This window comes from Brevundimonas sp. LjRoot202, from assembly GCF_964253355.1.
In the GTDB taxonomy this organism is placed as follows: Bacteria; Pseudomonadota; Alphaproteobacteria; order Caulobacterales; family Caulobacteraceae; genus Brevundimonas.
Genome location: NZ_CAXUQW020000003.1, coordinates 254240 through 268822, shown reverse-complemented (window position 1 = coordinate 268822; position 14583 = coordinate 254240). Strand labels below are relative to the sequence as shown.

Below are 14583 nucleotides of genomic sequence, written 5' to 3'. Positions count from 1 at the left end.
GCGCTACTCGACCGGCTTCAGATGCTTGTCCAGCCAGCCGAACACTTCGGTGTGCCATTGCAGGCTGTTGGCCGGCCTCAGCACCCAGTGGTTCTCCTCCGGGAAGACGATCAGACGGCTTTCGATTCCGCGCCGCTGCAGGGCCGTGAAGGTCGACAGCGATTGGGCCGTGGGGATGCGGAAGTCCTGGTCGCCCTGCACCACCAGCATCGGGTCACGCCAGTTCTGGACGTGGTTGGCGGGGTTGAAGGCCTGGTAGCCGCGCGGGTTCTCCCACGGGGTGCCGCCGTACTCCCACTCGGTGAACCACAGCTCCTCGGTCGAATAGCCCATGCCGAAGGTGTCGAAGACGCCGTCGTGGTTGACGAGGCATTTGAACTCGCCGGGCCAGTTGCCGGCGATCCAGTTGATCATATAGCCGCCGTACGAGGCGCCGAGGGCGCAGGCGTTGTCGCCGTCGAGGAAGGGGTAGGCGCCCTGGGCGTGGGCCCAGCCCTTCTGCAGGTCCTCGAGCGGGCGGTCGCCCCAGTGCTGGCTGATCGCGTCGGTGAAGGCCTGGCCGTAGCCGGTCGAACCGTGGAAATCGATCATCACCACCGCATAGCCGGCCCCGGCGTAGGTCGAGGGGTTCCAGCGATAGGACCAGCTGTTGCCGAACGAGCCCTGCGGACCGCCGTGGATCAGGAAGGCGACCGGATATTTCTGGCCCTCGACATAGTTCGCCGGCTTGATGACGTAGCCGTGCACGGTCTCGCCGTTCCAGCCCGGGAAGTTGAACTGCTCGGCCTCGCCGAAGGCCTTGTCGTCCAGCTGCGGGTTCACGTCGGTGATGCGGCGCGGCATCTCGCGGCCGCGGTAGGTCTTGACGAACAGCTCGCTGGGCCGGGTCAGGCTGTCCTGGGCGAAGACGAAGCCGGACGGCGTCTGCTGGAAGGCCGAGACGTGGCCCTCGCCGGTGATCGGCACGACCGAACCGCTGGTCACGTCGATGGCGAACAGCCGGGTCTGACCGACATCGCCGGCGGTGGTGTAGAGCGTGCTCCCGTCGGACGACCACTGCAGGCTGTCGGCCGAACGGTCCCAGTCGGCGGCGATCTGGCGCAGCTGGCCGGTGGCCACGTCGCGCAGGACGATGGCGTATTTGTCGGCCTCGAAGCCGGGCCGGGCCATGGCGCGGTAGGCCATCGTGCGGCCGTCCGGCGAGAACACCGGGCCGGTGTCCCAGGCGTCATTGTGGTCGGTCAGGTTCTCGAACGCGCCGTCGCCGCTCAGGCCGTTGGTCCGCCAGAGGTCGAAATTGGTGCTCCACGGCTCCGACTGGCCCGCCAGACGGGCCGAGAACACCACCGCGTCGCCCTCGGGCGTGAAGGTGAACTCGCTCTCGTCGCCGAACGGCTTGGAGGGCGTGTCGCCGTCGAAGCCCTTCGTGACCCAGACCGGCTCGCCGGAGCCGTCGGTGTTGACCACGAACAGATGGTTCTGGGTCCCGTCGTTCCAGGTGTCCCAGTGGCGCACGAACATGCGGTCGTAGACCTGGCCGGTGGTCTTGTCGTCGGCCTCGGCCTTGGCGCGGTCGACCGTGCAGGCCAGGTCGGCGCAGGAGGGGAACACCGCCAGCGACACCGCCACCTTGCCGGCGTCACGGCTCAGCCGGTAGGCGTTGACGTCGACCGGCAGGTCGGTGACCTGGACCGGATCGGTTCCGTCGGCGTCGGCGCGCCACACCTGGCTCGACCCGGAGCGGCCCGACAGGAAATACAGCTTGCCGTCCGAGCCCCAGCGCGCCGTGTTGGCGCCGCCCTCGCTGATCGCCAGCCGGCGGCCCTCGCCCGGCTCCTGCAGGTCCATGATGTAGAGCGAACCCTGGCGGCGGTTGGCGTCGACGTCGGTGGTGGTCACCGAATATACCACCCAGCGTCCGTCCGGCGACACCTGCGGATCGCCCAGCCGGTTGGCCGTGATCATGTCGCGGTAGCCGAACGGCTCGGCCGTCTGGGCCGAGGCGGTCGCGGCGGCGGGCGCGGCGGGCGGGGCCTCCGCCAGGGCGGGTGCGGCGACGGCGAGCAGCACGGCGGCGGCGGCGCCGGAAAGAAGCGAGCGGTGACGCATGGACGTTTCCTCTGGAAGCTTTGGCAAGGGGTAGCACCCCCGCCCGGCCGCCGCCAAGGCCGGGGCCCGGCGGTTCAGGGGCGGCGCGCCGTCCAGCCGGCCTCGCCGCGTTCGATCTTCAGCCCGGCCTCGTGCGCCCAGGCGGACAGACGCCGCTCCAGCCGGTGGTAGGCCACGGGCTCGCGCCGGGGCGAGATGCGCCACAGCGGCCCGCGGGCGAGCTTGACGGTCCGGCCGCCGGTCAGGCGCAGCCGCAGGTCGATGGTCTCGCTCGCCGCCTTGCGATGTTCGGCGATCCACGGCGGATATCGCCAGGCGAATTCGACGCCGAGCAGTTCGGCCGGCTCGATCAGGTCCAGCCGCCCGGGAAAACCGGGCGCGCCGGCGGCGTCGATGCGCAGCCGGGCGACCCGGAGCGTGCTCCGGATGACCCACGAGGCGACGGCGGCGGCGACGATCAGGGCGCCGATCATGGGCTGGCCGAGACCGATCACAGTCCCGGCGATCACCAGGGCGGAGAAGGTCAGGATCGGCTCGGCCGCGCCGCGCAGCACCCGATACTCGCCGGCCATGTCGTGGCCCGGACCGGGCGCGGGGGCGTCGATCTGCGCCGCGATCGCCGCCGCCTCCTCCGGATCGAAGCCGAGACGGCCGGCCTCGGCCGCGATCTCGCGCGCCAGCGTCCGCAGCGTCGCGCCGTCGCCATGGCCGGCGGCGGCGGCCTCGGCCTGGCGCTCGCGCAGGGACCGCAGCCGCCGCTCGGGGTCGTCCGGGCCTGAAGGGGTCATGACGGCGGGTCCTCGGGACGCTTCTCACAAGGCCTAGCATCGCCGCCACGCCCCGACCAAGCCGCTTGCCCGGCGGCGCGGGAGCGGCGACAAGCGCAGGGCATGGTTCTCGCTGCCGCCCTTGATCCTGTGGACGCTCCGGCCCCCGCGCCCGCGGGGCCGCACATCTGCGACGTGCTGATCGCCGAGCGCGCGCCGCGCCTGACGGGATCGCCCCTGTGGCCGCTGGCGCGACCGTTCCTCTACAAGCTGCTCAACTACCGTCACGCCGTGCGCATGGCCGACGCCGTCCGGCCGCTGTCGGGCGCCGAGGCGCTCGATTACATGAGCGACCTGCTGGACCTGAAGGTCACGGTGATGAACCCCGACCGCATCCCGGCGACGGGCCGCTGCGTCGTCGTCGCCAACCATCCGACCGGCATCGCCGACGGCATCGCGGTGTTCGACGCCATCCGGGCCCGACGCCAGGACGCCGTCTTCTTCGCCAACGCCGACGCCCTGCGGGTCTCGCCCCGCCTGGGCGAGGCGGTCATCCCGGTCGAATGGGTGGTCGAGAAGCGGACTCGCGAGAAGACCCGCGCCACCCTGCAGGCCGCGAAGGAAGCCTTCGAGGCCGGGCGTTGCGTGGTCATGTTCCCGGCCGGGCGGCTGGCGCGGGTGGGCAAGGACGGTTCGGTCACCGATCCCGAATGGGCCCCGACCGCCGCGTCGCTGGCCCGGAAATATGACGCGCCGGTCGTGCCGGTTCATGTCGCCGGGCCGGAGTCCCGCCTGTTCCACTGGTTCGACCGGATCTCGCCGGAGCTGCGCGACATCACCCTGTTCCACGAACTGCTCAACAAGAAGCGCACGCGATTCTTCCTCAAGGTCGGCAAGCCGATTCCGCCGTCGCGGCTCGATATCGACGCCGCCCGGGCGACCTATGCGCTGAAGGCCTTCACCGAACGGGTCCTGCCCAGCCAGCCGGACGCAGACTTTGCCTGAGCCCGGGACGACGTTGGCCCTTGAGGACGCCGTCGCCACCGCCCGGCTCGGCGCGCGCATCGCCCCCCTGCTGGCGCCGGGCGAGACCGTGCTGCTGTACGGTCCGCTGGGCATGGGCAAGTCGACGCTGGCGCGCGGCCTGATCCGCGCCCTGACCACCCCCGACGAGGACGTGCCGTCGCCGACCTTCACCTTGGTGCAGTTCTACGAGAGCGATCCGCCGGTGGCGCATTTCGACCTCTACCGCCTGACCCGCCCCGAGGAGGCCGCCGAGATCGGCCTCGACGAGGCGCTGGACGAGGGCTGCGCCGTGATCGAATGGCCCGAGCGCCTCGGCGACGATCCCGCCGCCTGGCTGGGCCCCGACCGGGTGAGCGTCACCCTGGCGGAGCACGGAGCGGGACGCGTTGCGACCGTTTCTGGCGTAGGGGCGTGGGAGAGCAAGCTGAAGGGCCTGAATGTCTGATCGTGAACTGCAGCGTGTCGATTTCCTCAAGGCGGCCGGCCTCGCCGACGCCGGACGCGCGCCCCTGCCCGGCGACGCCTCGACGCGGCGCTATGAGCGGCTGACCACGCCGCAAGGGGCCAGCCTGATGCTGATGGACCAGGCGCCGGCGGCGGAGTCCCAACCCTGTGACCCGTCGTGGTCGCCGGAGCGACGCCGCGCCGAGGGCTGGAACGCCGTCGCCCGCCTGTCCGCCGGCCGTATCGAGGCCTTCGCCGCCGTCGCCGCCCACCTGCGCTCGCTGGGCCTGTCGGCGCCGGAGATCATCGCCGTCGACGCCGCCGCCGGGCTGGCGGTGCTCGAGGACTTCGGCGACGACCTGTTCGCCCGGGTGATCGAGGCGGGAGAGCCGGAGGCGCCGCTGTATCTGGCGGCGGTGGAGGCTCTGGCGACGCTGCACGAGGCGGCGACGCCCGAGGTGCTGACCGGGGCGGCGGGCGACTGGCCGCTGCTGGCCTATGACGAGACAGCCCTGCAGGGGGGCGCCGACCTGTTCATCGAATGGCTGCCCCGGCTTGATCCGGCCCTGGACTTCGGCGGGGGAGCCGTGGCCGAATGGCGCGCGGCCTGGGCGCCGGTGGTGGCGCGCGGGGCGGCGGGGGCTGGCGTCATGGCCCACCGCGACTATCACGCCGAGAACCTGATCCGCCTGCCCGGGCGCGGACCGGCCAGCGTCGGCATGATCGACTTCCAGGACGCCGTCCGCGCCCACCCCTCGTGGGACCTGCATTCCCTGCTGCAGGACGCCCGCCGCGACGTCCCGCCAGAGATCGAGGCCCGGGCTCTGGCCCACTATTTCGACCTGCGGCCGCAGATCGACCGCGCCGCCTTCCAGCAGGACTACGCCGGTCTCGCGGCCCTGAACGAGGCGCGCATCCTCGGCGTCTTCGCCCGGCTGATCGTCCGCGACGGCAAGCCGAGGTACCGCGCCTTCATGCCCCGCATGTGGGCTCACCTGAACGCCAACCTCGACAAGCCGGGGCTGGAGGGCGTCCGCGCCTGGTTCGACCGTCATGTCCCGGTGGAGAGACGCGGATGAACGGGACCCCAAGAACCGCCATGGTGCTGGCGGCCGGGCTCGGCACCCGGATGCGGCCGCTGACCGACGATCGGCCCAAGGCGCTGGTCGAGGTGGCGGGCCGGGCCCTGATCGACCACGTGCTCGACCGGCTGGCCGGGGCCGGCGTCGAGCGGGCGGTGGTCAATGTCCACTGGTTCGCCGACCGGCTCGAGCGCCACCTCGCCGACCGTGGGCGCGGCCCGGACATCGTCATCTCGGACGAACGGGCGGAACTGCTGGAGACCGGCGGCGGCCTGAAGAAGGCCGCCCCGCTGCTGGGGCCTGATCCGGTGTTCGTGGCCAATATTGACAGCGTCTGGACCGACAACGGTCGCGAGGGGAATTCCGCGCTGAATCAACTCGCTCGCCTGTGGAATCCGTCAACCATGGACGCCGCCCTGCTGCTGGCGCGGCGCGAGGGGTCGATCGGGTTCGAGGGGAACGGCGACGTCTTTCTCGCCGACGACGGGCGGCTGACCTTCCGCGGCGACGCGCCCGAGGCTCCCTACGCCTACATGGGCGTGCACATCTGCCGGCCCGACTATGTCGCCGATGGGCCCGACGGGCCGTTCTCGCTCAGCGGCCTGTGGCGCCGGTCCGCCGCCGCCGGACGGCTGTACGGCTGCGTCCTCGACGGCGACTGGATGCACGTCGGCGACCCGGAGGCCCGGGACGAAGCCGAGGCCAGACTGGCCGGGCCGGGATGATCCGTATGCGCCTGAAGCAGCGAGACGCCGCGCGTCGAGCGGCAGGCGCCCCATGACGTCCCGCTTCGATCCCTTCGCCGCGCCCGGGCCGCGCTGGTACGCCATCGAGGCGCGCCGGCCGTTCCTTGAGGATCTGGCCGCCGGCGTGCTCGACTGGGTCGGCGAACACCCGCCCGAGGCCCTGTCGGACGCCGTCATCCTGCTGCCCAACCGCCGCGCCGCCCGCGCCTTCACCGCCGCCCTGTCGAAGCTGGCGGGCGAGCGGCCCGTGCTGCTGCCGCAGGTCCGGCCGCTGGGCGACCTGGAAGAGGACGAGCCGCCGTTCGCGCCCGGCGAACTGGGCCTCGACCTGCCGCCGGCCATCGCCCCGCTGACCCGCCGCTTCGAGATGGCGCGGATGATCGTCGAGGACTTCCGCCCCGGCCTGGCCCCGCTGCGGGCGCTGGAGATGGCCGACGCCCTCGGCGGCTTCCTCGACTCCTGCCAGCTGGAGGAGATCGACGACCTCGCCCGCGTCGCCACCCTGGTCGAGGGCGACCTGGCCGAGCACTGGCAGGAGTCGGCCCGCTTCCTCGGCCTCGCCGTCGAGGCCTGGCCCAGGCGGCTGGCCGCGTTGGGGCTGGTCGATCCGGCGTGGCGGCGGGCCCGCCTGCTGCGCCTGCTGGCCGACGCCTGGGCCGAGCGGCCGCCGACCCAGCCGGTGATCGCCGCCGGCTCGACCGGCACCGCCCCCGCCGCCGCCGACGTGCTGGCCGCCGTCGCGGGCGCGCCGCAGGGTTGCGTCGTCCTGCCCGGCCTGGACCGCGACCTCGGCGCCCCGGTCTGGTCCCAGCTGGGAGACAACGAACAACACCCCCAGAACGCGCTGTGGCGGCTGCTCGAGCAGCGCCGGGTCGAGCGCGAGGCGGTCCGGCCGTGGTTCCTTCCACCCGAGGAGCCCGCCCGCGCCGGCCGGGGCCGCGCCCGCCAGCGCCTGCTCAACGAGGCCCTGCGCCCGGCCGAGGCCACCGATGACTGGCGCGACCTGATCCGCGATCTGCGCGCCGACGCCTTCCGCGAGCGCTCGGCGGACCCCATCGCTGAAGGACTGGAAGGTCTGTCCGTCGTCACCGTCCGCGCCGAGGAGGACGCCGCCGCGGCGCTGGCCCTGATGATGCGCGAGACGCTGGAGACGCCCGGCCGCACCTGCGCCCTGGTCACGCCCGACCTGGCGCTGGGCCGCCGCGTCGCCGCCCGGCTGGAGCGCTGGGGCGTGGTCGCCGACAACTCGTCCGGCCAGCCGCTGTCGCGCATGCCGGCCGGGCGGCTGGTCGATCTCGCCGCCCGCTTCATCGCCGAGCCGCTCGACCCCCACGCCCTGCTCGGCCTGCTCAAGCATCCGCTGGTCCGCCTCGATCTCGACGGGGCCGGGCCCGCGACCGCGATCAAGGCGCTGGAGGAACACGCCCTGCGCGGCCCCCGCCGCCGCGACTGGGCCCGGGCCCGCCGCGCCCTGCTCACCGCGGCCGAGCCGCGCGACGACGGCCAGCCCCGCTCCGAGGGAACCCGCGCCCGCGTCGCCGCCGCCGCCCGGCTGCTCGACCGGCTGGAGGCCTTGTCCGACGCCGCCCGCGCCCCCTTCGTCCCCGCCGCGCCGCTGGACGAGGCCGCCCGCGCCCTGACCCGCCTGATCGAGGCGCTGGCCGGGCCGGACGCCTGGGCCGGGCCCGATGGCGAGGCCGCCGCCGCGATGGCGGCCGGGCTGATCGAGGGCGGGGCCTCGCTGGGCGCGGTGTCGCGCGCGGACTTCGCCGACCTGGTCCGCGGCCTGCTGGCCGAAGAGACGGTGCGCACCGGCGGGGCCAGCCAGCCGCGCCTGCGCATCCTCGGGGCTATCGAGGCGCGGCTGGTGCGCGCCGACCGGATGATCCTGGCCGGACTCGAGGAAGGCGTCTGGCCCAACGCCGCCCCGACCGACCCCTTCCTGTCGCGGCCGATGCGTCAGGCCCTGGGCCTGCCGCCGCCCGAGCGCCGTCTCGGCCAGACCGCCCAGGACTTCGTCCAGGCCGCCTGCGCCGACGAGGCCATACTGGTGCACAGCGAACGCCGCGGCGGCCAGCCGGCGGTCAAGTCGCGCTGGCTATGGCGGCTGGAGATGCTGACCCGGGGGGCCAACAGCGAGAACACCCCGGTCCAACTGGAACGGCCGTCGGCCCACCTCGATCAGGCCCGCGCCCTCGACGCCCCCGCCCGCGCCACGCCCGACTACGCCCGCCGTCCGGCTCCACGCCCGCCGGTCGGGCGCCGCCCGCGCGAACTGCCCGTCACCGGCGTCGAACGTTGGGTGCGCGATCCCTACGCCATCTATGCGCGATATGTCCTGAACCTGAGACAGATGGACCGGCCCGGCCAGTCGGCCGAGGCCATGGCGCGCGGCAACGCCGTGCACAAGGCGGTCGAGCGCCTGACCCTGTCCTGGCCCGAGGTCCTGCCCGACGACTGCGCCGACCAGCTCGAAACCCTGCTGCTCGAGGAGCTCGGCCACCACGGCTTCGAGGACGCGGCCATGGCCCGCGAGGCGCCGCTGGCCCGCAACTGCGCCCGCTGGCTGTCGGGCTGGGAGGCCGAGCGGCGGATGCGCGGGGTCGAGATCCGGGTCGAGGAAAAGGTCGAGATGCTGATCCCGGCCCCGGCCAGCCCGTTCAAACTGACCGCCAAGGCCGACCGCATCGAGCTGTCGGCCAGGGGCGCGGCGGTGCTCGACTTCAAGACGGGTAGAACTCCGACACGATCCGAGGTCTTGGCGGGATTTTCTCCCCAACTCACCCTAACCGGCGCCATCCTCCTCGCCGATACGATCCACGGTCCCGCTGAGATAAATCAACTGGCCTATGTCCGCGTTGTTGGCAGGAAGGATCCGGGGCAGTTTCTCGACGTCTCGAAGCCCACGCAGAAGAAACCTCTCCCGCTGACGGCCACTGAAATGGCAGTGGATGCGCTCGCTGGCCTCAGGCGTCGCATCGCCCGCTTCGACGACGAGACCACCCCCTATCTGTCGTGGGTCGCGCCGCAGTTCATGGGCTCGTTCGGCGGCAACTACGACCACCTCGCCCGGGTCTGGGAATGGCACGTGGTCGGCGGCGAAGACGGCGGAGACGCCGAATGAGCGCCCGCATCCTGCCCGATCCGCACCAGATCGCCGCCGCCGATCCGCGCCAGTCGGTGTTCGTCACCGCCAACGCCGGCTCGGGCAAGACCTCGACCCTGGTCGACCGCGTGGCCCGCCTGCTGCTCGAGGAAGTCCAGCCCGGCGAGATCCTTTGCGTCACCTACACCAAGGCCGCCGCCGCCGAGATGCAGGCGCGGCTGTTCGACCGGCTCGGCGAGTGGGCTGTGATGAGCGACGAAAGGCTGGCGCAGTCGCTGGCCGACCTCGACACCCGCGACCCCGCCGCCCTGACCGGCCCCGACCTGTCGAAGGCGCGACGCCTGTTCGCCAAGGCGCTGGAGACCCCGGGCGGGCTGAAGATCCAGACCATCCACGCCTTCTGCGAAAAGCTGCTGCGTCGATTCCCGATCGAGGCCGACGTCACGCCCGGATTCACCGTGCTGGAGAACGAGGCGGCGCTGGCCCTGTCGCACGGCGCGCGCGAGGACCTCGCCCGCATGGCCCTGGCCGACGGCGACGGGCCGATCGGTCGCGCCTACAGCCATTTCGCCGTCGAGCTCGACTGGGGAGCCTTCCAGTCGCTGCTGGGCATGATCGAGGCCGACCGGGCCAAGCTGACCGACTACACCGCCCGCATCCTCGACGGCCGGGCGCCGGCGCCGCACATCCTCGTCGGGGCCCATCCGGACGAGACGCCGGAGTCGATCGAGACCGGCTTCATGCGCTGGCTCGGCCGCACCGAATGGCTGGAGACCGCGTCGCTGATGGCGACCGGCTCGGCCAACGACCAGAAATGCGCCGAGCGGATGCGCGCCGCCGACTGGAGCTTCGCCGGGCTTGGCGAGGTCTTCCTGACCAGCGGCGAGCCGCGCAAGTCGATGGCCACCGCCAAGGCCCCGCCCGTCGCCGGCGCCTGGCTGGCGGACCTGCAGCTGAAATACCTCTCGGCGCTGGAGTCCCTGCGCAAGGCCCGGGTCGCCGCCGACACCCGCCACGTGCTGCTGCTGGCCGAGGCGCACGCCCGGCTCTACGACCAGGCCAAGGCCGCGAAGGGGGCGCTCGACTTCGGCGACCTCGTCGCCCGCACCGTCGACCTGCTGACCCAAAAGGCCTCGGCGGCGTGGGTGCTGTACAAGCTGGACGGCGGCATCGAGCATGTGCTCGTCGACGAAGCGCAGGACACCGCGCCCCAGCAATGGGACATTCTGCGCGCCCTGACCGAGGGCTTCTTCGCCGGTGAAGGAAGCCAACGCTTCACCCCGATCCCGACTTCGGGACAGCGCCTCGCCCGCACCGTCTTCGCCGTCGGCGACGAGAAACAGTCGATCTATTCCTTCCAGGGCGCGCGGCCCGAGCGGCTGCGGCAGGAGTCCCAGCGCTACGACTCGCTCGTGACCGGCTCGGGCGCGTCGTTCAAGGGCGTCGAACTGGCCACCTCCTTCCGCTCGACGCCGGAGGTGCTGAAATTCGTCGACGCCGTGTTCGACGGTCCCGAGCGGACCACCGCCCTCGTCGGCGAGGAGATCGGGGCCATCCCGCCGCACGTCGCCAAACGCGAAGGCCAGTCCGGCTGCGTCGACCTGTGGCCCTTGTTCGAGGACATCAAGCCGCCGGAACCGGATGTCTGGGACCCGGTGGACCAGGAGCCGGGCACGAGCGGCCGCAAGCAGCTGGCGGCGAAACTGGCGGCCGAGATCCGGCGGCAGGTCGAGACCGGCGAGGCGGTGTACGATCGTAAACACCGCGAGCGCCGCGCCTGCGGCTACGGCGACTTTCTCATTCTCGTGCGCCGCCGCGACGCCACCTTCGAGGAGATCATCCGGGCGTTGAAGACCGCCGGCGTGCCGGTGGCCGGGGCCGACCGGCTCAAGCTGTCGTCGCACATCGTCTTCGACGACCTGATCGCCCTCGCCCGCTTCGCCCTGTTCCCCGACGACGACCTCAGCCTCGCCGGGGTGCTGCGCAGCCCGTTCTGCGACGTCGATGAGGACAGTCTGTTCGCCCTCGCTGGCGGCAAGGATCGTCGCAAGCTGTGGCGGGAGCTGCGGGACCGGGCGGCGGAGCGGCCGGAGTGGTCCCATGCCCGGGACCTGCTGGCCTTCGCGCTGGAGAGCCGCGACCGCGACCCCTTCGCCTTCTTCTCGGGCCTGCTCAACCGGGTCGATTCCACCGGCGTCTCGGGCCGCGCCCGCATCCTGCGCCGGCTCGGCCGCGAGGCCGAGGAGGCCATCGACGAAACCCTCAACCAGGTGCTCTCGGCCGAGGACCGCGGCGCGGTCGATCTGGAGACCTGCGTCGCCCTGCTCGAGGCCGCCGACGTCGAGGTCAAGCGCGAGCTGGAGGGGCCGCGCGGCGAGGTGCGGGTGATGACCGTGCACGGGGCCAAGGGGCTGGAGGCGCCCGTCGTCATCCTGCCCGACACCACCTCGCGGGCGAAGGCGCAGGGACCCAGCCTGATGCCGGTCACCCTCGACGACGGCTCGGAGGCCTGGCTGATGTGCCCCGGCTCGTCGAAGGAGGACTGCGACGCCTCGAAGGCCGCGCGCGAGGCGCGGCAGGCGCGCACCGACGCCGAGACCCTGCGTCTGCTCTACGTCGCCCTGACCCGGGCCCGCGACCGCCTGATCCTGCTCGGCCGGGCCTGCGGAAACTCGAAACAGGGGTATGACGACGGCAGCTGGTGGTCCGTGCTGACCGAGACCTTCGACCGGCTCGGCGCCGAGGCCCGCGACGTCGGTGACGGCGTCCGCCGCTTCGGCGCCGACCCGGCCCGGCTGGCCCCCGGACGCCCCGACGCCCTGGTCGGAGCGGCCCTGCCCGAATGGGCGCGCACCCCGCCCGCCCCGGACCACGCCGCCCGCTACGCCGCGCCGTCGCAGATGGAGGGGATGGTCCGCATCCCCGCCCCCTCGCCGCTGGCGACCGCGGCCGGGCCGGGCGCGCCGCTCGGCCGCTTCCGGCGCGGCGACCTGATCCACCGGTTGCTCGAGAGACTGCCCGACATCGCCCCGGCCGAACGCCCTTCCGCCGCCGGCCGCCTGCTGTCTCGCGAACGGGACCTGACCGACGAACAGCGGGCCGAGATGACCGCCGCCGCCTTCTCCGTCCTGGACGACGCCCGCTTCGCCCCCGTGTTCGGTCCCGGCTCGCGGGCCGAGGTCGCGTTGACGGGGACCGCGCCGGACCTGCCCGCCGGCGTCACCGTGTCGGGCCGCATCGACCGGCTGGTGATCACGCCGGAGCGGGTGCTGGTCATCGACTACAAGACCAACCGCCCCGCCCCGGACCGCATCGAGGCCGCCGACCCCGCCTATGTGCTGCAACTGGCGATCTATGTCGCCGTGCTGAAGCGGCTCTACCCGGACCGTCCGGTCGAGGCGGCCCTGGTCTGGACCGACGGCCCGAACCTGATGCCGGTCCCCCAGGGGCTGATGGACGCGGCCTTGAAAGCCGCGCGTTGATTTGATCGACGACGCGCCCCACATCGCTTCCGAAGGGCCGGAATCATCGCATGATGCCCGGCTGAAACCGTATCGCGCGCCCGCAGCGCCAAGGAGAGCCCATGGCCACCGTCAAGGTCACCGATGACAGCTTCGACGCCGACGTCCTGAAATCGTCCACCCCCGTGCTCGTCGACTTCTGGGCCGAGTGGTGCGGCCCGTGCAAACAGATCGGCCCGGCCCTGGAGCAGATCGCCGACGAACTGTCCGGCAAGGTCGTCATCGCCAAGGTCAACATCGACGACAGCCCGATGGTCCCCTCGCGCCTCGGCGTGAAGGGCATCCCGACCCTGATGCTGTTCAAGGACGGCCAGCTGGCCTCGATGAAGGTCGGCGCCATGCCCAAGGGCAAGATCGTCGAGTGGCTGGCCGAAGCGGGCATCAGCGCGTCGGCGGCCTGAAGCCGAGGGATTAGGGACCAGGGATCATGGATTGGCCGCTCCGACGTTCGTCCGGACCGCCCTCCTGATCCCTATTCCCTCTTCCCTAATGCCTCACTCCGGCCACGTCTCGCGGCTCGCGCCCAGCACCTCGCCCGCGAGGTAGAGCGACCCGCAGATGGCCACCCGGCCGGCCTCGAGGCGGAGCGCACGCTCGAGCGCCTCGGACACCGAGCCGCAGGCCGTGGCCCCCAATCCATGGCCGCGCGCCACCGCGGCCAGCGCCTCCGGCTCGGCGGCCGCGCCCTCGAAGGGGACCGTGAACACGGCCGCCCCGGTCTCCTTCAGCGCCTCGAAGAAGCCGCCGGCGTCCTTGTTGCCCAGCATGCCGACAATGAGGGCCAGCGGCCGCGGGGCCCTGGCCTGCCGTTCCGCCAGCGCCTCGGCCAGCGCCCGGGCCGCGTGCGGATTGTGCCCCCCGTCCAGCCATAGCTCGGCGTCCGCCGCCCTCGCCGCCTCGCCATAGGGCCCGCCCGTCAGCCGCTGCATCCGCGCCGGCCAGCGGACAGTGCGCAGGCCGTCGGCGATCGCCGCCTCGGGCAGGTCCAGTTCCAGCGCCACGGCGACGGCCAGACCCGCGTTGGCGACCTGGTGCGGCCCGGCCAGCGCCGGGGCCGGCAGGTCGAGGAACCGGCTCTGGTCCTGAAAGGCCAGGCCGCCGCGTTCGGCCCAGGCGTCGAAATCCACCCCCATCGTCGTCAGCGGCGCCCGCACCGCCCCGGCCGCGACCTCGATCGCCGCCATCGCCTCTTCCGGTTGCCGCGCGATCAGCCCCCGCGCGCCGGCCTTGAGAATGCCCGCCTTCTCCACCGCCACGCCGCGCAGACTGGTCCCGAGGAACTCGGCGTGGTCGAGGTCGACGGGGGTGATGACGCTGAGCAACGGCCGCTCGATGACATTGGTGGCGTCCAGCACCCCGCCGAGGCCGACCTCCACGATGGCCAGGTCGGCCGGCGTCTCGCTCATGGCGACGAAGGCGGCGGCGGTGGTGCTCTCGAACACCGTCGCCTCGGTCCCGGACCGGTCGATGGCCGCCTCGATCCGGTCGAGGATGGCGTTCAGCGCCTCGTCCCCGATCAGCCGCCCGGCCAGCCGGATGCGCTCGTTGAACCGCACCAGATGCGGCGAGGTGTAGGCGTGGACGCTGAGCCCCGCCGCCTCGGCGATGGCGCGGATAAGGGCGACCGTCGAGCCCTTGCCGTTGGTGCCGGCCACGTGGATCACCGGCGGCAGGCGGTTCTGCGGGTCGCCGAGGGCGCCGCACAGGGCGCGCATCCGCTCCAGCGACAGATCGATGCGCTGCGGGTGGCGCGCCCTCAGTCTCTCGGAGATCGGATCCATC

General features: G+C 72.6%; 10 protein-coding genes. 7 read left to right on the top strand and 3 right to left on the bottom strand.

The genetic code is table 11. From position 1 onward, the window contains the following. Positions 1 to 3 precede the first annotated feature (3 nt). Together ACSQ1L_RS09185 and ACSQ1L_RS09180 are read right to left on the bottom strand one after the other, a co-directional pair. Complete coding sequence (locus tag ACSQ1L_RS09185) at positions 4 to 2109, bottom strand: prolyl oligopeptidase family serine peptidase (RefSeq protein ID WP_435994167.1); 2106 nt, start codon at positions 2107 to 2109, stop codon at positions 4 to 6. Positions 2110 to 2183: 74 nt separating this feature from the next. Further along, positions 2184 to 2897, bottom strand: coding sequence for a hypothetical protein (locus ACSQ1L_RS09180; protein ID WP_435994165.1), 714 nt, complete (start codon positions 2895 to 2897; stop codon positions 2184 to 2186). Positions 2898 to 2999: 102 nt separating this feature from the next. On the opposite strand from ACSQ1L_RS09180, the gene ACSQ1L_RS09175 reads away from it, so the two are divergent. The 7 genes from ACSQ1L_RS09175 (at position 3000) to trxA (ending at position 13202) form a co-directional block, all read left to right on the top strand. Further along, a complete protein-coding gene (locus tag ACSQ1L_RS09175) occupies positions 3000 to 3881 on the top strand; it encodes a GNAT family N-acetyltransferase (RefSeq protein ID WP_435994163.1) in 882 nt (293 codons plus the stop codon). After that, positions 3874 to 4347, top strand: a complete 474-nt coding sequence (tsaE, locus tag ACSQ1L_RS09170; protein WP_435994161.1) for a tRNA (adenosine(37)-N6)-threonylcarbamoyltransferase complex ATPase subunit type 1 TsaE — start codon at positions 3874 to 3876, stop codon at positions 4345 to 4347. The genes ACSQ1L_RS09175 and tsaE overlap by 8 nt, the downstream gene beginning before the upstream one ends. Next, positions 4340 to 5425: an N-acetylmuramate/N-acetylglucosamine kinase AmgK gene (amgK, locus tag ACSQ1L_RS09165; protein WP_435994159.1), complete on the top strand. Its 1086-nt coding sequence runs from the start codon at positions 4340 to 4342 to the stop codon at positions 5423 to 5425. Before tsaE ends, amgK begins: the two co-directional genes overlap by 8 nt. A 20-nt stretch (positions 5426 to 5445) precedes the next feature. Continuing rightward, a complete protein-coding gene (gene murU, locus ACSQ1L_RS09160; RefSeq protein WP_435994272.1) occupies positions 5446 to 6153 on the top strand; it encodes an N-acetylmuramate alpha-1-phosphate uridylyltransferase MurU in 708 nt (235 codons plus the stop codon). A 52-nt stretch (positions 6154 to 6205) separates the two neighbouring features. Beyond that, positions 6206 to 9298, top strand: coding sequence for a double-strand break repair protein AddB (addB, locus tag ACSQ1L_RS09155; protein ID WP_435994157.1), 3093 nt, complete (start codon positions 6206 to 6208; stop codon positions 9296 to 9298). Next, complete coding sequence (gene addA / locus ACSQ1L_RS09150) at positions 9295 to 12762, top strand: double-strand break repair helicase AddA (protein ID WP_435994155.1); 3468 nt, start codon at positions 9295 to 9297, stop codon at positions 12760 to 12762. Before addB ends, addA begins: the two co-directional genes overlap by 4 nt. 101 nt (positions 12763 to 12863) lie before the next feature. Next, complete coding sequence (gene trxA, locus ACSQ1L_RS09145) at positions 12864 to 13202, top strand: thioredoxin (RefSeq protein ID WP_435994153.1); 339 nt, start codon at positions 12864 to 12866, stop codon at positions 13200 to 13202. A 93-nt stretch (positions 13203 to 13295) separates the two neighbouring features. On the opposite strand, the gene ACSQ1L_RS09140 is transcribed toward trxA, so the two are convergent. Then, positions 13296 to 14582 carry a bifunctional folylpolyglutamate synthase/dihydrofolate synthase gene (locus ACSQ1L_RS09140; protein ID WP_435994151.1) on the bottom strand — a complete coding sequence of 429 codons (1287 nt, stop codon included), beginning with the start codon at positions 14580 to 14582 and terminating at the stop codon, positions 13296 to 13298. Position 14583: the final 1 nt, after the last annotated feature.